At 42.5% G+C, this 20,802-nt stretch carries 16 protein-coding genes; 8 read left to right on the forward strand and 8 right to left on the reverse strand.

All coding sequences use genetic code 11. The annotated features are described in order from the left end of the window. Nucleotides 1-143: 143 nt before the first annotated feature. Entirely contained in the window at nt 144-1,403 is a 1,260-nt protein-coding gene (locus tag L6421_RS09985) for an aminotransferase class I/II-fold pyridoxal phosphate-dependent enzyme (RefSeq protein WP_237261651.1), read from the forward strand. Here the strand turns inward: L6421_RS09985 and dut are convergent. Then, nucleotides 1,396-1,857: a dUTP diphosphatase gene (gene dut, locus L6421_RS09990; protein WP_237261652.1), complete on the reverse strand. Its 462-nt coding sequence runs from the start codon at nt 1,855-1,857 to the stop codon at nt 1,396-1,398. The two genes, L6421_RS09985 and dut, sit on opposite strands and share 8 nt — an antisense overlap. A gap of 282 nt (nt 1,858-2,139) precedes the next feature. Here dut and L6421_RS09995 point away from each other — a divergent pair, with 282 nt between their 5' ends. The 4 genes from L6421_RS09995 (at nt 2,140) to L6421_RS10010 (ending at nt 8,707) form a co-directional block, all read left to right on the forward strand. Beyond that, nucleotides 2,140-3,474, forward strand: coding sequence for an alanine/glycine:cation symporter family protein (locus L6421_RS09995; RefSeq protein ID WP_237261653.1), 1,335 nt, complete (start codon nt 2,140-2,142; stop codon nt 3,472-3,474). Between the two features lie 45 nt (nt 3,475-3,519). Then, a complete protein-coding gene (locus L6421_RS10000) occupies nt 3,520-5,091 on the forward strand; it encodes a sensor domain-containing diguanylate cyclase (protein WP_237261654.1) in 1,572 nt (523 codons plus the stop codon). A gap of 6 nt (nt 5,092-5,097) precedes the next feature. Then, nucleotides 5,098-6,477 carry an L-serine ammonia-lyase gene (locus L6421_RS10005; RefSeq protein WP_237261655.1) on the forward strand — a complete coding sequence of 460 codons (1,380 nt, stop codon included), beginning with the start codon at nt 5,098-5,100 and terminating at the stop codon, nt 6,475-6,477. Nucleotides 6,478-6,610: 133 nt separating this feature from the next. Next, entirely contained in the window at nt 6,611-8,707 is a 2,097-nt protein-coding gene (locus tag L6421_RS10010; RefSeq protein WP_237261656.1) for an EAL domain-containing protein, read from the forward strand. 11 nt (nt 8,708-8,718) lie between these two features. Here the strand turns inward: L6421_RS10010 and coaBC are convergent, their stop codons facing one another. Continuing rightward, nucleotides 8,719-9,939 carry a bifunctional phosphopantothenoylcysteine decarboxylase/phosphopantothenate--cysteine ligase CoaBC gene (gene coaBC, locus L6421_RS10015; RefSeq protein ID WP_237261657.1) on the reverse strand — a complete coding sequence of 407 codons (1,221 nt, stop codon included), beginning with the start codon at nt 9,937-9,939 and terminating at the stop codon, nt 8,719-8,721. Nucleotides 9,940-10,102: 163 nt separating this feature from the next. Here coaBC and L6421_RS10020 point away from each other — a divergent pair, with 163 nt between their 5' ends. Then, a complete protein-coding gene (locus L6421_RS10020; protein ID WP_237261658.1) occupies nt 10,103-10,603 on the forward strand; it encodes a helix-turn-helix transcriptional regulator in 501 nt (166 codons plus the stop codon). Between the two features lie 42 nt (nt 10,604-10,645). Here L6421_RS10020 and L6421_RS10025 read toward each other — a convergent pair whose 3' ends face one another. The 4 genes from L6421_RS10025 to L6421_RS10040 all read right to left on the reverse strand — a co-directional run bounded on the left by L6421_RS10025 (nt 10,646) and on the right by L6421_RS10040 (nt 14,341). Further along, the gene (locus tag L6421_RS10025; protein WP_237261659.1) at nt 10,646-11,197 is read right to left on the reverse strand and encodes a cytochrome b; all 552 of its coding nucleotides are present in this window, start codon (nt 11,195-11,197) and stop codon (nt 10,646-10,648) included. A 175-nt stretch (nt 11,198-11,372) separates the two neighbouring features. Then, nucleotides 11,373-12,683, reverse strand: a complete 1,311-nt coding sequence (locus L6421_RS10030; protein WP_237261660.1) for an FAD-dependent oxidoreductase — start codon at nt 12,681-12,683, stop codon at nt 11,373-11,375. An 11-nt stretch (nt 12,684-12,694) separates the two neighbouring features. Then, complete coding sequence (locus tag L6421_RS10035; protein WP_237261661.1) at nt 12,695-13,684, reverse strand: c-type cytochrome; 990 nt, start codon at nt 13,682-13,684, stop codon at nt 12,695-12,697. Nucleotides 13,685-13,948: 264 nt separating this feature from the next. Next, nucleotides 13,949-14,341, reverse strand: a complete 393-nt coding sequence (locus tag L6421_RS10040; RefSeq protein ID WP_237261662.1) for an acyl-CoA thioesterase — start codon at nt 14,339-14,341, stop codon at nt 13,949-13,951. Between the two features lie 126 nt (nt 14,342-14,467). Here L6421_RS10040 and radC point away from each other — a divergent pair, with 126 nt between their 5' ends. Then, on the forward strand, nt 14,468-15,148 hold the full coding sequence (gene radC / locus L6421_RS10045) for a RadC family protein (protein WP_237261663.1): 681 nt from the start codon (nt 14,468-14,470) through the stop codon (nt 15,146-15,148). A gap of 66 nt (nt 15,149-15,214) precedes the next feature. On the opposite strand, the gene L6421_RS10050 is transcribed toward radC, so the two are convergent. Beyond that, nucleotides 15,215-16,519, reverse strand: coding sequence for an FAD-dependent oxidoreductase (locus L6421_RS10050; RefSeq protein WP_237261664.1), 1,305 nt, complete (start codon nt 16,517-16,519; stop codon nt 15,215-15,217). Nucleotides 16,520-16,521: 2 nt separating this feature from the next. Then, nucleotides 16,522-16,956 carry a c-type cytochrome gene (locus L6421_RS10055; RefSeq protein ID WP_237261665.1) on the reverse strand — a complete coding sequence of 145 codons (435 nt, stop codon included), beginning with the start codon at nt 16,954-16,956 and terminating at the stop codon, nt 16,522-16,524. A 273-nt stretch (nt 16,957-17,229) separates the two neighbouring features. On the opposite strand from L6421_RS10055, the gene L6421_RS10060 reads away from it, so the two are divergent. Then, entirely contained in the window at nt 17,230-20,661 is a 3,432-nt protein-coding gene (locus L6421_RS10060; RefSeq protein WP_237261666.1) for a mechanosensitive ion channel domain-containing protein, read from the forward strand. Nucleotides 20,662-20,802 lie beyond the last annotated feature (141 nt).

A 20,802-nucleotide genomic window follows, 5' to 3' on the forward strand; every position in this document is an offset into this window, starting at 1 on the left:
AATAATACCGACATTTTACCACTTGAATGCCAATCAAGAAACGCCCAGTAAGCGCTTTACACGAAATGCTTATAAATCTAGAGCCACTACGCTTTATAATTCTCTCAATTAAACTCGAAATACCGATATAAAGACTTTATACCATGTCGAACAAAACACCTTTCAGCCCGAATATTTCCACCATAGCCTCGGCCATACAGCCTTTTCATGTGATGAAAATTTTAGCCGAAGCCAAAATATTGGAGGCCAGCGGCAAAGAGGTGATTCACATGGAAATTGGAGAACCGGATTTTGCATCGCTACCTTGTGTACACCAAGCCGCCAATGAAGCCGCAGAACAGGGATTGACCCACTACACGCCGACCATGGGCTTGCCGGCTCTACGAGAAAAACTCGCCGATTTTTATGGCGATTTTTACCAGGCAAACGTTAGCCAAAACAACATTATGATCACCCCTGGCTCATCCACCGCCTTGCAACTGGTTTTAACCGCGTTATTAAACCCCGGCGACAAAGTCATGCTGGCAGACCCGGCTTACCCTTGTAACCGCCAATTTGTGAACCTGTTGCATGGCGAACTGCTCGCCATTCCGGTTTCTCATGAAACACAGTACCAGCTTAACCTTGATTTGCTCAAAGCCAATTGGCAAGCGGGCATTAAAGTGGTGATGGTCGCCTCCCCGGCCAACCCGACCGGCACAATCATCGAGCAAAACGAGTTGCTGGCGATGGCTGAGTTTTTGGCGGAACAAAACGCCTATTTCATTGTCGATGAAATCTATCAAGGGCTAGTTTATGAAAGACCCGCCGAAAGCATTTTAGGAAACGTGAATCTACCTGAAAACGTCATTGTGATTAACTCCTTCTCAAAGTTCTTCGGCATGACGGGCTGGCGTTTGGGTTGGTGTGTTTTACCTGAGCATTTAATCAGTGTAATGGATAGACTGGGGCAAAACCTGTTTCTAGCCGCTCCCACACCATCACAATATGGCGCTTTACGGGTATTGGAGCAAGATGCCTTGCAAGCTTTAGAAGCACGACGAGCCATCTTTGAACAACGCCGCAACGCACTCATCAACGCGATGCAACAAGCCAGCTTCACCCCCAAACTCATTCCGCAAGGAGCATTCTACCTATATTGGGATGTATCCGAATATACCGATAACAGCGAACAATTTTGTGCTGACCTGTTACAACAGACGGGAGTGGCCATCACCCCAGGCAGGGATTTTGGCGATTATCAAGCCAAGCAGCATGTGCGCCTGGCTTATACCACCGATATAGAGAAATTAACCTTGGCCGTACAGAAAATCAGCGGTTTCATCCACCAAAACGCTGATTTTGAAACGGTTAAATCAAACCTACCAGGCCTGGTAGGTTTTGATATACAAGGTATTATTTAGTTCCGGTTGAACCAAAACCACCTTGACCACGTTCGGTGGCATCACCAAACTCTTGCACTTCGGTAAATACCGGTTGCAATACCGGCACAATCACCATCTGAGCAATACGTTCTCCGACCTCGACGGTATAGGCGGTATCACCACGATTCCAAACAGACACCATTAACGGCCCTTGGTAATCAGAATCGATCAATCCCACCAGATTCCCCAACACGATTCCGTGTTTATGCCCCAAACCCGAACGTGGTAATAACATGGCGGCTAACCCAGCATCATCCAAATGAATTGCCATTCCTGTAGGGATTAAAACCGTTTGTCCAGGTTCGATGGTCATATCCTCATCAATACAGGCACGTAAATCCAACCCCGCAGAACCTTTGGTACCGTAATGCGGCATCTCGATACTTTTACCTAAACGTTCATCCAGAATTTTGTATTCCACTTGAATAGTCATCTATTACCCTTTTATTTCCGTCTTAAAATTTTAGTTATTCTACAGAAGAGCTCGGCTTTAGTCAGCTTTCAAAACACTTGGGAAGCGCATTAAAACGCTACATCCGACCAGGCCAGCTGGATTTTGCAAATCGTTTTTTAGTCAATCATTTACCGCGATAATGATTGTTATAACGCTAATTTAAGCATTCTTCTCGACATTTAAGGCGTTTATATGTAATTTACAGAGAATAGAGTATTTGCCACTAAAAAAACAAATGTAAAAACACAAAAAAGGTTATCTATGGAATCGTTAAATGACATCCTCTCCACCGCAAGTAGCTGGGCTTGGGGACCCGCCATGTTGGTATTGTTATTGGGAACAGGGATTTACCTAACGATTCGTTTACGTTTTTTACCTTTACGCAACCTATTCTACGCCTTCTCACTTTTATGGAAAGGCCGAACCTCTAAAGAGGAAGGTGACATCACACCTTTTGGCGCCTTGATGACCGCCATGTCGGCTACGGTAGGAACGGGAAATATCGCTGGCGTTGCCGCCGCCCTCTTCATTGGTGGGCCTGGCGCCATTTTCTGGATGTGGATGACTGCGTTAGTGGGCATGGCCACCAAATACAGCGAAGCGGTCTTAGCGGTCAAATATCGTGAAGTCGATGATCAAGGTTGCCATGTGGGTGGCCCAATGTATTACATTAAAAACGGCATGGGCGAAAAGTGGAAACCACTGGCCTTTGCCTTTGCTTTATTTGGCACCATCGCCGCATTCGGTATCGGCAATATGGTGCAAGCGAATGCGGTCGCAGGTGCGATGCAAAGTGCTTTTGCAGTCAATAACCAGTTAACAGGCCTGGTGCTTATGGTTTTAGTGGGGTTGGTCCTATTTGGAGGCATTCAACGAATTGCCCATACCGCCACCGCCTTAGTACCGATTATGGCGGTGTTATACATTGCGGTTTCTCTCTATATCTTAATTGTTCATGCCGATGCGTTACCTGGGGCGTTCAGCACCATTATCGAAAGCGCCTTTACCGGCAGTGCCGCCGCAGGTGGTTTTGCCGGAGCCAGTATCATCTTGGCGATCCAGTTCGGCGTGGCTCGAGGCGTATTCTCCAATGAAGCCGGCTTGGGAACCGCCCCGATTGCGCACGCCGCAGCCAAAACCAACAACCCGGTCGAGCAAGGTCATATCGCCATGCTCGGCACCTTTATCGATACCATCATTCTGTGCACCATGACTGCTTTAGTGATTATGGTGACCGGTGTCTGGCAAAGCGGCGAAACCGGATCACCATTGACGGCTTTGGCGTTTAACACGGGTTTAAATTCTGAATTCGGTTCGATTGTGGTGGCGATTGGCTTGGCGGTGTTTGCTTTTACCACTTTAGTGGGCTGGAGTTATTATGGTGAAAAATGCGCCGAATACATTGCTGGCACCAAAGTCATCACCGGTTATAGGATTCTTTGGGTCATCGCGGTTTTTGCAGGTGCGGCTTTGTCCGATTACTTCAATACCATATTGATTTTGGCCGATGTACTCAATGCGTTAATGGCCATTCCCAACTTAATCGCCTTATTGGTGCTTTCGCCCATCATCATTAAACTAAGCCAATCAAAGTGAATAAGCTTTCATTATAGCCAATAGGCATTTCAAGGAACTTCGTTAATGTATAAACAGATAGATTGCTACCCCTCAAACAAACTATTCATACTTTCAAGCGTATTGTTTATTGCATTAATGATTGGCGGGTTTACTTACATTAAAGAAATTAATGAAATTAAATCCCATACCAAGTCCAGCATTGAAAACCGTGCCAAACAACTGCAAAGCCACATTGGCTTGCTCTTGGCCAACTCCATGGCGCTCAAAAAGGTCTATGAAAATGAATACAAACATTTCTTAGCACACCATTCTGATGCTCTTTTTGAAGACAAGGACTTTCAGTATTTACCGCAATACAACCTCACCATCTTTACACCCAAAAACACAGAAAGTAGTCATGGTACAGCGCAAATACTCGGTCCGAAAGCGACCAGCAACATCCAATTACAGGTGGAGCTTAAAACGGCTGAGGCCTTAACTTCGGTTATTGAAGTCATCCTGAATGAAATACAATCTACTGTCGCGATTTATTACACCTCTAAACAAGGCTTTTCATACCGAGCACCGCAACATCCTATCGACCAATTTCGATTTAACGCTGACCAATATAACAAACCGTTCTGGCGCCAATCGATTCCTGAGAATAATCCGTTAAACAAGCCTGTTTTTTCATTAATAGGCGACAATCATGAACATCACAGAAGATTTGGGCTTTCAAATCCAATTATCGTCAACGGTCAATTCCTTGGTGTCATCTCAATCGAGATGACCACCAATGAAATCGATAATTTATTGTCTATCAACCAAGATTTCGCTGACTCCGTCCTATTAGATAACCACAATAAAATCAGCTATTCGCAGGATTATGAGGCCATTGGAAAAACCCTTGAACCAACCAATGGAGGCTCGCTTTCGACATGGCAGAGAACGGACAACGGTTGGCTATATAAAGCGCCAATCATTCCTGGTGAACTCTATATAGCCCATCAATTAACCGATGAAAGCATTATGCAAGAGGCAAAAGCAAACTCCCTGCTTTTATGGAGCCTACTTATGCTTGGGGTGATTCTAAGCTTGCTCGTCATGCAACTTTTCTGTACAGCCAAAAAAAATCGCAATCTAATGCTTGTCGACCCACTGACCTCGCTGTACAACCGCAGAGGATTCCAAATCATCTCCACACCGATTTTCGCCCATTTAAAAAGACATCAATCACCATGGGCGTTACTTCTTATTGATATAGATTTTTTTAAAAAGGTCAATGACACCCATGGACACATCATCGGAGATGAAGTGCTCGTCAAGGTAGCCGATTTCATCCATCAATCCAACCGCGGAGAGTCCATTGTCGGACGCTGGGGTGGTGAAGAGTTTTTGGTACTGCTTCCTGGCACTCCCCCTCAAGAAGCGATGGAAGCGGCAGAACGCATTCGTAAAAACATTGCCGAGAACTTGCTGATTTCTAATCAAGAACATGTCACCGTTAGCATTGGAATCGCCCCTGCAATGGCTGACGATAACTTTGAAAAGACGGTGCATAATGCCGATTTAGCGCTTTATCAGGCTAAACACCAAGGCAGAAACATTTCCATTTTATATAACCCAACAGATGCAAAAGCCATTAACCAAGAGTAATTACCTATGTTTATCAGTGTGTTAGATATTTTTAAAATCGGCATAGGCCCATCCAGTTCACATACCATGGGACCGATGGTGGCGGCTAAAGATTTCGTCAATAAACTGCAAAAAAATCGACTCGACTCCCAAAATGGCGTTGCTTTACAAGTACGTTGCACCCTTAAGGGTTCGCTCGCTTTTACCGGACATGGTCATGCTACCGATCGTGCGGTTGCTTTAGGCATGCACGGCTATCTGCCCGAGGACTTAGCCAATACTAACGTACAAAACCTGATATCCGAATTATGGGAAAGTCGGCATGTCGTTTTAGACAGCCAACAAAAAATCAGCTTCTATCCTCCAGAAGATATTATCTTTGACTATAAAGACCCACTTCCACAACACCCCAACGGGATGATATTTGAGTGCTTCGATAGCCAGGACAACTTGCTTTTAACCGAAACTTACTTCTCCATTGGTGGTGGATTTATCTCGACTTTGGCTGAAATTGATCAGGTTGAAGCTCCCATTAAAGGCCAGCCTGCCAGCGAGTTCAAGTATCCTTTCAACTCAGCCGCCTCAATGTTAGAGATGGCTAAACAACACAACTTAAGCATTGCCCAGATGAAACAAGCCAATGAACTTTGTGAAACCACCCTAGAAGAACTGGACACTAAGTTACACACCCTTTGGCAAGCGATGCACAACTGCGTTGAAAACGGTTTACAAACCGAAGGTATTCTACCTGGCGGCCTTAAGGTTAAACGCCGCGCCAAAAACTTGTATCAACACCTGTTGAATGACGATAACCCGGTGAATGCCAATGACTGGTTATGCGCTTACGCGATGGCGGTAAACGAAGAAAACGCCGCTGGTCACATGGTGGTTACCGCACCAACCAATGGTGCTGCAGGGGTGATTCCCGCAGTTCTATACTATTTTGTTAAGCATGAAAACGGCACCTTAGAAGACATAAAAACCTTTTTACTCACCGCCGCCGCCATTGGCGGATTAATAAAACATAAAAGTTCGATCTCGGGTGCCGAGGTCGGGTGCCAAGGAGAGGTCGGTTCGGCGTCGGCGATGGCGGCCGCCGGATTATGTGCGGTACGCGGTGGTACGGTTATGCAAATTGAACAGGCGGCAGAGATGGCTTTAGAACACCATTTGGGCATGACCTGTGACCCGGTTAAAGGTTTGGTGCAAGTCCCCTGCATCGAACGTAACGGTTTTGGCGCGATTAAGGCATTCACCGCAGCAAGTATCGCGTTGAGGGAGAGCGGTGAACATATAATGCCATTGGACAGCTGTATCGCCGCTATGAAAAAAACCGGTGATGAGATGTCGCATAAATACAAGGAAACCTCTTTGGGAGGCCTGGCGGTGACCTGGGTTGAGTGTTAAAAGCTAGATAGCTTGTGGAAGCCTGTATTTGACCGAATCACCCGATTTGTTTCAATATTCCGAGGAGATACGTTAAGATGATGATAGTTTCTTCTTCAACGCTTTAAGTACTGATTAACAGAGCCATTCTGCAATGAAAACCAATCCAACTTCAGAAAAAGCGTTTTTCAAACTGCAGTTAACCTCATCACTGGGCTTTACACTTTTACTTAGTGTTGTCTTAACCCTCTACTTTCTAATCTCCCAATGGCACTCTTACCAATCACGTATTGAAACCTACAAACAAAATTACATTGCCAGTCAAGAAGAGCTACTTTATGACGTTCTCGAACAAGAATATCAATACATCACCACTCTTATCAAAACCGAGAAATTTGACACTTTACAACAATCACTGGTTTTGAAACGACTAAACAAAGCCCGACTTGGCCCCAAAAAAACAGGTTACTTTTTTGTTCTTAAACTCAATAACATTAATGGTGGAGCAGATTTCGCCAGGCATTTACTACTTCCATTAGACCCAAGCCAAATAGACCAACCGATGGATTCTCTTGTAAGGGATGAAATGGGCAATCCATACCGCCAAGACTACCTGGCGCAACTCAAAAAAAGTGGAATCGCTAAGGTTCATTACTGGTATCAAAAACCAAATGAACTAAAAAGCTACCCCAAAGTGAGCATGCTTCGCTGGATTAAACCTGTGGACTGGATTATTGGAGCTGGCATCTACAGCGATGAACTTGAGGAAGCCATTCAAAAAGAAGAGCAAAAACTCAAATCCGAATTTATCGTGCATAGCGTTGTATCTATCGTCATTACCGCTCTGATTTTATTCATTGCCACCGGGGTCACTTTCCTTCTTCAATCCAGGCTTAAAAAAGGCTTCAAGGATTTAAAGTCCGAATTATGCGCCGCTGAAATACAACTTAAAGAGCTAAATGATAACTTGGCGGTTCAGGTAAACAGGAAAACCCTGGAACTGCAAAACCTCTACCAAAAAGATGCCGCTACCCAATTGTTTAACCGCAGTAAATTGCTTGCCGATATAGAAGATTACACAACCCGAGACAATCAGCAAGCAACCTCATTTGTGTTACTTAACATAGATAGCTTTAGAGAGATGAATGAGTTGTTTGGTAATCCAACCGGTGATTTACTACTCAAGGCGCTTAGCCTGAAGCTCAAGAGTCTATTTGATGATGGTGACAAAATTTATCGGGTTAGTGGTGACGAGTTTTTAGTTTGGCTTAATCAGCCTATCGATGATTTAACCCATCAACTACCACAACTGCATCATCAGCTGACCGAACAAATTGAAATCGCTGAACTGGAAAATATCTATTTCAATTTAACCATCGTCGCCGTTTACAAAGCAAAATCACCGCTCAGCGAACTTGAAATGACCATGCGTTGGGCAAAACAAAAAGGGTTGAATTGGCTGGTTTATGACTCCAAATATAATCAACGTCAAAACTACCTCAAAAACCTCAACACGACCGAGCTAATCAAACAAGCCATTATCCATGACAAGGTAATCCCTGTTTTTCAACCTATCTACAATATCAGAACGGGAAAAATCGAAAAATATGAATGCTTGATTCGTATTCAGGAAAACAACCAGCTTTTATCACCAAGCGAATTTTTAAGCATTGCTCAAAAATCTAAACTTTATCCGGATCTGATGCAACGAATGCTAGAAAAAAGCTTCGCCAAATTTGAACATCTGCCCTACGAGTTTTCCATTAATCTCTCTTATCAAGACATTGAAGGCACACAAATACCAAAAACGATTGAGCGCCTGTTAACCCCAGAAATAGCGCCCCGAGTGATTTTTGAAATACTCGAAACCGAGGGCATTGAAAACTACGCCATAGTCTCTGAATTTATTGGCAAAATGAAGGCTCTAGGTTGTCGTATTGCCATTGATGATTATGGTTCTGGCTACTCAAACTTAGAATATCTGTTAAAACTGCAAATTGATTTTTTGAAAATTGATGGTACGCTCATTGAAAACCTACCGAATGAACACTCTTTAGCGATTATAAAAAGCATTGTGTTCTTTGCCCAACAACTCAATATATCAACGATTGCGGAATTTGTAAGCGACCACACCCTGTTTGATATAGTCAGTGAATTGGGAGTAGATTTCGCACAAGGCTACTATATCGGTCAACCAGCGCCTGAACTCAATGAGAACATCTTCCCTAAGCTGTCTGAAAACCAAGTTTAATCAAGAGGTTGCTAGCGAATAGCCTCATTTTTAGCAATAAAACTTAATAAATCTAGAGCTTGCTGAGATTTTGAGGATAACGGATTGGTTTGTTGATGTTGTGCGGTTATCAATACCAATTCGTTTTCATTAGACTCAAACCCCAAATTATCCCCCACCTGATTGGCACAAATCATATCCAGATTTTTACGCACCAGCTTGTCTTTGGCATATTCGATGACATTTTGGGTTTCGGCGGCAAACCCGACCACGAAGGGTTTATCAACCTGCTGTGCTACCCATGCGACAATATCGGGGTTCTTAATCAGTTTTAATGTCATTTCATCGCTATCAGACTGTTTTTTGATTTTTTGCTGAGCCATATCCGCCACTCTAAAATCGGCTACCGCGGCGGCACTAATAAAGACGTCTACAGAGGCGTAATGTTGTTGCACCGCATCAAACATCTGCTCAGCAGAACGGACATCAATACGCTTAACATTCTGTGGAGTGGCTAAGTTTACCGGCCCGGCGATTAAAGTAACCTTAGCCCCCGCCTTAGCGGCAGTTTCGGCAATGGCAAAGCCCATTTTTCCCGAACTTCTATTGCCAATAAAACGCACCGGGTCGATGTTCTCGTAAGTCGGCCCTGCGGTGATTAATAAAGATTTACCCTGCCAAAAGGTTTTTAAACCTAACCAGGCCTGGTTGTTTGTTTGTTGCTGTTTTTCGGACTCAACCACAGCATCAAAAATCTGTTGTGGTTCAGGCATTCTCCCTTCACCGACTTCTCCACAAGCTTGTTCCCCTGAAGCCGGTTGCAATAGCGTCCAACCACGTTGCTTTAAAACCGCTACATTCTCTTGGGTAGCCGAATTGCTCCACATCAAGCGGTTCATGGCTGGAGCGACAACAATCGGTTTATCGGTTGCCAGAATAATGGTGGTCAACAAGTCATCCGCCCGCCCCATTCTAAACTTGGCCAAGGTTTCAGCCGATGCCGGAGCGACAATAATCACATCCGCCCAACGAGCCAGTTCAATATGCCCCATACCAGCTTCTTGATTAGCATCAAATAAGCTGTCACGAACAGGTTTTCCCGACAAAGCTTGAAAAGACAGCGGTTGAATAAACTCTTTGGCGCCAGAGGTCATGACCACCTGCACCTCATGCCCTGCTTTAATAAAAAGACGAGTGAGCTCTAAAGATTTATAGGCGGCAATACCGCCTGTGACACCAAGTAATACTTTCATTTCAATGTAAACTTCAATAAAACCGTAATAATTAAAACAGATTATACGTTATAAAATAACGACTTTCTCTTTGTCAAAACAATCCTGTAAACTTAGTTGATGAAAGCGACGGTTTTTATGAAAAATTGGCAATCACTTCACTTAGATATAAAGGTGAAAAACAATGAACACAATACGATTCAGCCTTGGCGTTTTTATTCTCCTATTTCTGGTTTCTTCCGTAGACATTCTTTTCGACTGGTCGGGGATGGGAGGCTTGAACGCTCACATTTTAGTTGAAATGTTTATGGGTGTTATAAGTCTTGTAGCATTTGCCGTTCTGCTTTATACCTCTTTAAAACAAAAGCAAAGCATAGAAACCATACACGATGATTTATCACAAACCCAGCAAGCTTTAGATAGTGCAGAATTAAAGACTCAAAAACTTATGGGAGAGTTTTCAAAAATCATTCAAGCACAATTTCAGGAGTGGCAATTGACCCAGAGTGAAAAAGAGGTGGCATTATTGCTGTTGAAAGGGTTGTCTTTGGATGAAATCGCAACGGTACGTGAAACCAAAGAAAAAACCGTTCGCCAGCAAGCTTCTAACCTATACAAAAAAGCTGGAATTTCCGGGCGACATGAACTGGTTGCTTTCTTTTTTGAAGACCTACTGATTGAATAACCCCCGCTTCATATTTGAAGCCTGCAGCCTTGCAAAGGTGGTTCAATCTTTTTTAAAAGGCAGCATTCTAACTAGGGTATTGTCTCGTAACAAATAGTGGTGAAATAAAGCGGCAAACGCATGTAAGCCGATTAACCAATAGCCCATCACTCCAATGAACTCATGCATCTCTTCAAAAATATCCGCCCAAAATTCACTTTCCGAGATAAGTGCAGGAAGTTCCCAACCGTAAAAAGGGATTGTCTTCCCCTCCCCACTTAAAATCAACCATCCCAAAACTGGCATGATTATCATAAAAGCATATAACAATCGGTGAGCCAACTTAGCTAAACGCTGCTGTAATGCACTCGGCGCGGGAGAGATGGAAGGTGTCTTTTGTAGCACCACTAAACTCAATCGTAAAGCAAGCAAAACCAAAACTGAAAGACCCAAAGTAAAATGCCATATTTTAAAGTCATTCCGAATTTCAGACCCTTTATCAAAAAGTTCACGCAACTCGATACTGGCGTAGGTCGCAACAATCAATATGAACATCAACCAGTGCATGCCAATTGAGAGAGCACCATAGGTTTGTGGCGTGTTTTTCAAATTCATAGTCTACTCCCATAAAAAAACGCCTCTTATAACAAGAAGCGTCTTCAAAGAATACTGAATCTCATTATTAAAAACAATTTAGACCTATCTTTTCAATTCTGATGCTTTAGGTCGCTATCTGATTGAATAGATGATTGCTTCGAATAACTTCCGTCCAGCCACTACTTCTCTAAAATCATGCAAATGTATCTTGAAATAAATTGCCTGCCCAATTAAACATGGAACGATAATTTTCTGCACTAGGAGCTCCTGATGCATATTTATCTACGACACTATTCGGAACGATATCAATAGGTTGCATTTGTCCTGTTGAAGCATTAAATTCATATACCGCAGTTAACCATGACGCCGTACTAGATGAAACGGGGCTATAACAGGCTGAATTGGTTTTTGGAGCAGGATCTGGTTCCAAACCTTTTAATGAGCGAAGCACAGCATCAGCACAAATCTTGGCTTCTGAATTTCCAATATGACCTGCTTTTGGCAAACCTGTGCCTTGTGAATCACCAATAATATGAATATCTAGACCAAGAGGTACATTAGCACTATTCAACTTTGTAGATTCATAAGTCAATGGATTAACGGGTGCCCAATTGTTTTCGTTCAATCCGGCAGTAAAGACAATGGAACCTGCTTTTTGATTAGGAATAACATTTAATGTTGTTGCTAAAAGGGTTTCACTGGATGCCCCGCTCACACTATAAGTCACACTCTTTGCATCTGAATCAACGCTAACCACTGCCGCACTATGAACATACTCAACGCCATAAATTGCAAACATCGCACCAAAGGTATCTGCTTCAACGGTAATCGCTGGATTAGCGTCCAGCACCTTCACAGTACACCCTGTATAACCTTTAGTGTTTTTCAGGTAATCCGCCACAACACAGGCACGCTCATAAGGCCCTGGAGGACAACGATATGGTGCTTTTGGAACGGTCATAACAAAGCTATCACCATCTTGCATGGCGTCAATTTGTGCTTTTAATAAATTGGTTTGCTCACCCGCTTTCCAAGCATGAGGTACTTTTGTAAAGTCATGACCTGGCATGGCATCAAAATCAATACCAGGTGCCAAAATCAACTTGTCATAAGAAAGCTCGCTTCCTCCACCTAATTTAATTGTTTTAGCCGTGTTATCTACCGCCACAACGGTGTCATGCAGCATATTAACGCCATATTTTTGACTATGATTAATATAATTAAAACTTAAATCATCGGTCGTTTTTTGGCCATTTAAAACCAAGTTACTTAGAATCGGTGAAATGTAAGTTGCGTTAGGTTCAACAACCGTTACTTGAACACTTAAACCACCCCACATTTTCAAATATTTAGCCACCGTGGCTCCTGCAAAACCTCCACCAACAACAATAATTTGCGGTATGGTTGTAGTGTCAATCGCTCTTACCAGGCCTGGTAAAGCTGTTGCAGTTAACCCAAGGCCAAGCGCTTTCAATAAATTTCTGCGTGATAATTGATTACTCATTCTCACTCTCCTTAATCATCGTTATCTGAGCTGGGTTGAGTCGCTAGCCATGAGGCTAAAGCTTGGATTTCTGAATCTGTGTAACCATGAGCTTGAGCTTGCATAATTAAATCTTCTTCACCAGCTTTAATTTCGAGCATTTCACTGACTAATTCCGCAGCACTTTCGCCTGCAATACTGTCCCAACTATTCGTTGAACTGCCATTGGTTCCATGACATTGTGCGCATTGTGAGGCTAATAATCTTCCCGATGTAACCGTATATTCCGCAACCGGTGTATAAACGGTTGTTGTACCTGACTCATAACTATCATCATGATCTGGGTCTTCACTGTCAGGTATACCATCACCATCATCATCAGAATCTACATCATCGTTTGAACCATCATTATCATCATCACGATCGTAGATATCATCAATTCCATCTCCATCACTATCTTCGGTAGAGGAGTAATCAGAATCGTAGGCATCTGGAATATCATCGCCATCATCATCTAAAGAATCTGAAGAAACATCCCTTAGCACGACACCATCTGGCAAGGTTAAAGGAACTTCTAATGGTGTATCTTTTATCCCGTCATTATTAGCATCATCAATATCAGCACGATTTAATGCCAAATCGATATAGCCAAGATCAAAATCTTCTGACATATTGATCAACCCACTCACTACCGAACCGGAGTTAATTTGTATAGAAGTGATTACTCGATTGGCTATATCGTCTTCATTGGTTGTCATAACCAATCTACAATCGACATTACTAGGTATTGAAAGTGTGAATGGGTGTTTAGTGGTACCGTTATCTGTTGAATTCACATGATAATAAGTACCATCAGCACAAAAGGCTTCAATCAATGTGCCGGGAACCGTACCACTCACCACACTTGTAGTGGTCGATGTTGCTGCGGTGGTTGTTGAATCGCTACCACCTCCACCACATGAAGCTAATAGAACAGCCATCGTTAGGCTGGATAAAATAAATGGGGCTTTATAAAGTTTCATAGCCGTTCCTTATTGGTTAAGGTAATCGTTATAACTTTTTAAGAAGTTTCCCAAATATTAAAATGTTAAAACCTTACAGAAAAGTGGGCATATGTCTTATTGGACACATGTCCTATAAAGAAAATGGCTAAAAACAAGGGGGAAAGAGGATTAAATGGCCACTTACAACATATTTGCCACCATTTACGATTTGCAAAGAAATTTTAGATTAAGACCGAAAGGCATGTCTTGTTTATGAGTTCATGGCACTCTACGACTAAAGATTTAGTCTTTTGAGATGATATTGTCTAACGACTCAAATGCCGTAGGACGTCCTTTCTCGTTTAACGCCACCCCCAAAGTTCTAGCGGCCAGCATTAATTGGCCATCAACCGTGCGGTAGATTTTTTGCACAAAAGCAAATTTCACACGCGACTCTTTTTCCAGCTCAACGGTGATATAGAAATCATCACCCGGCTTTAATGATTGTTTGTAATCCAGCTCCGCTCTCACCACCACCAGATGAATACCTTGATTGGCCAAAGCGACAAAATCGATTTCATTTTCAAGCAAAAAGTCATGACGGCTGTGCTCTAAATAATTCTGATATACCGCATTATTGACCACACCTTGAATATCACACTCATAATCACGCACTTTCATATTGATTTTAAACATTGCTTTACTACGACCTTTTACTTAATATAAAACTGATTTTGAACAACACTTTACTATCATACAAACCGTTTTTAAAGCATGTTAGATTTATTTATCTTCATGACTTCAACTTGAGTGTATACAAAAATGTCTATATCCGACTGGCATGAAAACGACCGACCTCGTGAAAAACTCTTGAAGTTTGGCGAGCAACACCTTGCCGATGCAGAATTATTGGCGATATTCCTAAGGGTGGGAGTGAAAGGTAAAAGTGCGGTGGATTTAGCTCAAGACTTATTGGATGAATTTGGCAGTTTGCATAACCTCCTCAATGCGACTCAAGAGGAGTTCTGTACCGCCAAAGGTTTAGGCCCGGCAAAATATGTTCAGCTAAGAGCCGTGTTGGAAATGTCTCGTCGCCATTTTGAATCTGGATTGCAAAAAACCGATGCGTTTACCAGTCCGGAGCTGGTGGCGCAGTTTCTCTCTCATGAACTTGCACACCAATCTCGTGAACGTTTCGGAATTTTACTGCTAGACCAACAACACCAATTGATTCGATTACAGATCCTATTTGAAGGCACCCTAAACCAAGCTGAAGTACATGCCAGAGAAGTGGTGAAAAGTGCATTGGAACATAATGCGGCGGCCGTGATTCTAACCCACAACCACCCTTCGGGCGATCCATCCCCCAGCCAGGCGGATATCCAACTTACAAAATCATTAAGCCAAGCTTTAAAACTGATTGAAGTGCGCACTCTTGACCATATCATTATCGGTGATAAAGGACGCTGGCACTCTCTTGCACAACACAATCAAATGCCTTAACAAATAGACATACCTTCGCAAACTGATCAAACAATTTAAGTTACCAGGCATGATAAGCTTTAGAGCCTAACCAAAGGTATCTGCAAATAAATTATTTGCCCATTTTAACATCGGTTGCAAATACACCTCACTAGGTTCTGGTGCAGCATTACCAGCACTAACTTCCATCAAACCCGTACCCGAATTAAAACGCCAAGCTTTCCCTGCCCAATTAATTTTGCTTTGGGTGACTGGCGCCGAACAACCAACAGTTGTTATAGGTGTAGCATAAGGTAAATCTCCCGCCATGGTTCTTAAGATAGCATCTACGCAAATTTTGGCTTGAGCATTGGCTGCTTGACCACCTTTAACTTGGGTAGTAGCTTGAGAATCCCCTAAAATATAGATATTTTCTTTACCTGCAACGGTTGATTCATAAGTTAATGGGTTAATCGGTGCCCAATTATCAACATTCAACCCTGCATCAAAAATAATGGAACCTGCTTTATGATCTGCAATTAAGTTAATCACATCCGCTTCAATAATCTCAAAAGGGCCTCCCGACTGGCTAAAAGTAACAGATCGACCATTACCTTCTGCATCACCAGAATTGACACTAATCACCTCTATATTTGGACGGTACTCCACTCCAAATTCGGTATAAAGTGCATGAAACATGTCCGCTTCGATTGAAATTTCCGGCTGAGCATCTAACACAATAACATTAGCTTTTTTATTATTAACGCGTAAATAATCGGCTACGGTACTCGCTCGTTCATAAGGCCCTGGAGGACAACGATAAGGAAGTTTTGGTACTTTAATTACCAAAGTTCCACCCACCGGAAAATCTGCCAACTGCTGTTGTAAAGTAACCAGTTGCTCTCTTCCACTCCAAGCGTGAGGTAATTTAGTTTTATCCCAACCCGGAACATCAATAAAATCAATTCCAGGCGCAAGAATCAAACGATCATAACTGATGGTACTCACACCATCCGATAACGTTACGGTTTTTCCAGCTGAATCAACCGCTGTTACACGATCTTTAACAAGATTTACACCATGAATACCTGTTAAACGACTGTAACCAAAATCTAATTTCTCAACCTCTAATTGACTAGTCACCACCATGCCGCTCAGTATGGGCGAACTAAACTTATCATTAGGTTCAATCAAAGTCACATTTACCGTGTCTTTACCCCAAATTTTTAAATATTTAGCCGCAGTAGCACCGCCAAAACCACCACCAACCACAACAATGTGCGGTACATCAGCAAAAGCCCTTAAGCTTGTTAGTCCTGATAACCCTGCTAACAATCCAACGCCCGATTTGAGTAATTGACGACGTGACCAAATAGCTTGACTAATTTCTAATTGAACCGTTGATTTACTCATGATCACTGCCCTCCTGCTGGTGTGTAATTGACTTTAGAATAGTAGCTTTTTAACAGGTCTACCTCAGCTTCGGTATATGCAAGCGCATGAAGATGCATCATATTGTCTACATATGAAAGGTCTTGGTAATCGGTCATTGCTGTACCCACTGCACCAGAACCATATAAATCAGGCCAATTTGCCACAGCCACACCATAAGTACCATGGCACTGTGCACATTGCGATGCCAATAAACGAGCTCCAGCAGGTAAGTTTGTAGCTGCAGGATCTAAAGTCACTGCACTATAATCCACACTATCAATCGGAAAATAGATACCACTATCAGAAATCTGTTCAGAGGACGAAGATTCAAAACATCCCACTAAAAATATTGGTAACAGTACCACCCCCCAAATACCTAGATGTCGTTTTATTTTGAGTGTTTTTAGCCTATTCATCTTTCAACCCCTTATAACTAGTAATTTCACTTAAACAATACAACTTTATACAAGGAGAATACAACACTCAATATAGTAGAGTTTTATAAAACTTTTGTATGCAGTAAAAGCTCTTCACCCGAAAGGATTATTTAAATAGAAAAACGATAAATAGATGACCTAAATCAAGATAGTAGAAAAATAGCAAAACGAATAAAGAGCAATTACTGGTAAGATGGACGGGCTATTCGTTTTAAGAAAATGTCTACTAAGTATCTATAAAAGGTTAACTGTATGCGGCCAACAAACATGGGTATGTTAAAAAAAATAATCGTTGCATTACTTTTCACCCTTTTTCAACTAACCAGTGCGATTGCAGCAAAATCAGAGCAAACTAAAGAATTAAGCACACAACAGGTGTCAATCGACGACCTACAATCACTTAGTCAAGCAATCAGCCAATCCGAGAATTTAACCGATAGTGAAAAAAACACCCTAGGCTTACAGGTCAATCAAATACAAAGCTGGATCAACTCTACAACCCAATCTAAACAGGAGTTGCAACAACATCAGCAAGAGATCTCCAATATTGATAAACGTACTATTGAAATCAAAGCCTCTCTTAAAAAACTCGAAGAGCAAGTCAAAACCAGCCAAACATTAACCCAAACCGGTAACTCAATAGAAAACCTATCTAGCATTCTCAATACCGCCGAGAATGCTTTGGATGAAGCCAATCAAACCTATTTAAAGTGGGATTCAGCCCTGAATAACCTGCAACTACTCGCAGCGGATGGCGCCAAACAAAGAAGCGCCATTGAAGAGGCTTTAAACAAACTTTCAAAAACCAATCAACCTCTTTCTCCAACCGGTAATCAGCAAGACTTAAAACAGCAAGTTGAACATATGGTGGTCAACTCAAGGTTGATGCTGCTCCATAGCAAACGCGATTTACTTCAATTCCAGTTGGACAACATGGAAGCCTTGACCAAAAACGCCCAGGCGGAACGTGATTACTGGCAGGCCAACAAGACCTTGCAACTGCAAGTCGTTAACCATCTGCAAGCGATTGTGCAGGGACAAAAAACCGCCCTGGCGGAAAGTGAACTGGAGCAAACCGTTAAAACCTTGGTTGACACCAACAGCCCTTTGTACGCCATTCAGGCCAAATTGATTGAGGTGCAGAAAAATAAGACGGCTTTGACACGCCAAGAAAATCAGGTGCAGCAACAGATAAATTCCATTATCGATACCAATAACTCCTTGCAAGCCGATTTTACTAGAGATAAACAAATTGTCGAATTGAAAGGCTCTCGCGACATTGTCGCTCAAGTGCTGCATAAACGTGTGGATACACTCTCCAGCATTCATATCCAAAAGTCTAAAGCCTTAAAGATTAATGACCAGCTTAACCAAGCGGTTTTAGCACAAATCCTCCTCAGTGAAAAATTGCGAGAAGCCACTCAGCAATCACCAGAACTCTTGTTGGCATCGCTATTGCCAAGAAATACCCAATTCACCGAACAAGAAACCGCCGACCTTGAAGAAAAAGCACTACAACTTCAACAAAAATACATTGATGCCGCCAAAGAGCTACAAAGCCTATACCCTGGATTCATCAGCAAGCTGTCTGAATTGAACTCCGTGTATTTAAAACAGCAACAACAGGTTCAAGAATACACCCAGTTTTTAAACAATCATCTGTTATGGCTACCTAATGTAGAGGTGGAATCCCTGTTCTCTCCTAGCGCTTTAAAGGCGAGTTTGCAGTGGTTTTTTGCCCCTGAAAATTACAATGGTTTATTTACCGATATTAATGATGTGATTAGCAACCAAAAAACGAATATTGTGATTTGGTTAATATTAATCATGGCCTTAACCGCGATGCGTAAGCGCATTAAAGAGGAGCTTGAACAGAGCGCCATTAAAATCATCTCGATTCGCACCGACTCTTTAATCTATACCTTAAAGGCGGCTTTTTTCACCTTTACCCTAATCATATTGCTACCACTGGTTTTAGTGGGTGCGGCGACACTATTCAATGATTTAAACACCCCCTCAGAATACACCCAGCGTTTAACCAATAGCCTGATGAATGCCGGTGTATTAATCTTCGTTTTAGGCGGGTTACAGCAAGTATGCAGGCCTGGTGGGTTAGCCGAAAAGCATTTTCACTGGAGCATCAGCAGTGTTAAGTCTATCTATCGCGAACTGAAATGGGCTATTCCCATAGGGGTCATCTTAATTATCATCATTGGTTTGAACACCGATTCGGTCGGCCCATCCAATCGACAATTAATTGGACGTCTCGGTTTTATTGCCTTGATGGCGGGACTGTTCATTCTGTTTTATCGTTTATGGTCACCAAACAGTGACATTATGCGCATGGCGAATAATCAAGCTCAGAGACATAGCTGGGTACAACTGCATTTCATCTGGTTCCCGCTGCTATTAGTGATTCCAATACTTTTGACGTGGAGCACCCTTTCTGGCTACTACTACTCGTCACTGGTATTGGCGGAGCGCATGAACTGGACAGCGGGATTGATATTAATCATCTACATGTTGAGAGAACTGTTGCTCAGAGGTATTTATTTATCCGAACGCAAAGCCCATTTTGAAGAACGCATCAAACAACAAGAGGCTTTAATCGCCGCACAACAAGAGAATGAAACTTCGCCTAAAGCCAGTAGCGAACTGCCCAACATTGAAGAGCCTGAACTCAATTACGACAAACTCAACAACCAGGTCAAACAAACGGTTAACCTAGGTTATTTTTTAGCCTTGGCGGTCGGTTTATGGCTGCTGTGGAGCGATATCTTCCTGGCGCTAAACTTGATCAACGACAGCACCTTGCCTCTTTTGAAGTCACAAATGGTGGATGGTGTCATCCAACAGGTTCCATTGACCTTGGCTGACTTGATTCAAGGCCTGGTTTTAGGCGCGGTCACTCTATTATTGGCTAAAAACCTACCTGGTATTTTAGAGTTTACCCTACTCAAATACCTGCCGATCAGTAATGCCGCCCGTTATGCGATTAGCTCGTTAACTCAATACATTATCGCCATCATCGGTTTTATCCTGATTTTTAGAGCCTTGGGAATTGAGTGGTCAAACATTCAGTGGTTGGTTGCAGCCCTTTCAGTCGGTTTGGGTTTTGGTCTGCAAGAAATTGTGGCCAACTTCGTGAGCGGGATTATCTTGTTGTTTGAACAACCTATCCGAGTTGGTGACATCGTCACGGTGGATGGCGTGACAGGTAAAGTCTCAAAAATCCGCATTCGTGCCACGACCATTGTCAACTGGGATCGACAAGAACTCATCATCCCCAACAAACAGATCATTACCGGACAACTAATCAACTGGTCACTGTCTGACCCGATAAACCGAGTGACAATCAATGTAGGCATTGCCTATGGTAGCGATGTTAAACAAGCGATGGCGCTGATTTTACAAGCCGCCCAAGAAAACCCAGAAGTCTTAAAAGACCCCGAACCTTCGGTTATTTTTACAAATTTTGGCGACAATTCATTAGAACTCACCCTTAGAGCATTCAGTAATGATATAGAAAATTTAATTGGCATTAAGTCTGAGTTACGCAATGCCATTAACGACAAATTGAACCAAGCCGAGATTGTGGTTTCATTCCCACAAAGAGATGTTCACCTGGATACTTCGGAGCCTCTAGAGATTCATTTAACACGCAGCGAAAAACCAACAAAATAATTCCTACCAGGCCTGGTGTTTTTTTAAACCCTTTTAAAATAATGCTAGTAACCTGGAACGACAAAAACATGTAATCAAATTTTAATATTAATCTCACTCAAACCAAGTTTTTCAGCAACCCATAAAAACATAAGTGATTAC

This window comes from Thiomicrorhabdus immobilis, from assembly GCF_021654855.1.
Taxonomy (GTDB): domain Bacteria; phylum Pseudomonadota; class Gammaproteobacteria; order Thiomicrospirales; family Thiomicrospiraceae; genus Thiomicrorhabdus; species Thiomicrorhabdus immobilis.

What these genes read in the sequence shown, in the direction of transcription:
- coaBC (WP_237261657.1), bottom strand. Translation starts at nt 9,939, where the DNA reads ATGAAAGTATTACTTGGTGTCACAGGCGGTATTGCCGCCTATAAATCT.
- L6421_RS10020 (WP_237261658.1), top strand. Translation starts at nt 10,103, where the DNA reads ATGAACACAATACGATTCAGCCTTGGCGTTTTTATTCTCCTATTTCTG.
- L6421_RS10040 (WP_237261662.1), bottom strand. Translation starts at nt 14,341, where the DNA reads ATGTTTAAAATCAATATGAAAGTGCGTGATTATGAGTGTGATATTCAA.
- L6421_RS10000 (WP_237261654.1), top strand. Translation starts at nt 3,520, where the DNA reads ATGTATAAACAGATAGATTGCTACCCCTCAAACAAACTATTCATACTT.
- L6421_RS10060 (WP_237261666.1), top strand. Translation starts at nt 17,230, where the DNA reads ATGCGGCCAACAAACATGGGTATGTTAAAAAAAATAATCGTTGCATTA.
- L6421_RS10005 (WP_237261655.1), top strand. Translation starts at nt 5,098, where the DNA reads ATGTTTATCAGTGTGTTAGATATTTTTAAAATCGGCATAGGCCCATCC.
- L6421_RS10055 (WP_237261665.1), bottom strand. Translation starts at nt 16,956, where the DNA reads ATGAATAGGCTAAAAACACTCAAAATAAAACGACATCTAGGTATTTGG.
- L6421_RS10030 (WP_237261660.1), bottom strand. Translation starts at nt 12,683, where the DNA reads ATGAGTAATCAATTATCACGCAGAAATTTATTGAAAGCGCTTGGCCTT.
- L6421_RS10035 (WP_237261661.1), bottom strand. Translation starts at nt 13,684, where the DNA reads ATGAAACTTTATAAAGCCCCATTTATTTTATCCAGCCTAACGATGGCT.
- L6421_RS10010 (WP_237261656.1), top strand. Translation starts at nt 6,611, where the DNA reads ATGAAAACCAATCCAACTTCAGAAAAAGCGTTTTTCAAACTGCAGTTA.
- L6421_RS09985 (WP_237261651.1), top strand. Translation starts at nt 144, where the DNA reads ATGTCGAACAAAACACCTTTCAGCCCGAATATTTCCACCATAGCCTCG.
- L6421_RS10025 (WP_237261659.1), bottom strand. Translation starts at nt 11,197, where the DNA reads ATGAATTTGAAAAACACGCCACAAACCTATGGTGCTCTCTCAATTGGC.
- radC (WP_237261663.1), top strand. Translation starts at nt 14,468, where the DNA reads ATGTCTATATCCGACTGGCATGAAAACGACCGACCTCGTGAAAAACTC.
- L6421_RS10050 (WP_237261664.1), bottom strand. Translation starts at nt 16,519, where the DNA reads ATGAGTAAATCAACGGTTCAATTAGAAATTAGTCAAGCTATTTGGTCA.
- L6421_RS09995 (WP_237261653.1), top strand. Translation starts at nt 2,140, where the DNA reads ATGGAATCGTTAAATGACATCCTCTCCACCGCAAGTAGCTGGGCTTGG.
- dut (WP_237261652.1), bottom strand. Translation starts at nt 1,857, where the DNA reads ATGACTATTCAAGTGGAATACAAAATTCTGGATGAACGTTTAGGTAAA.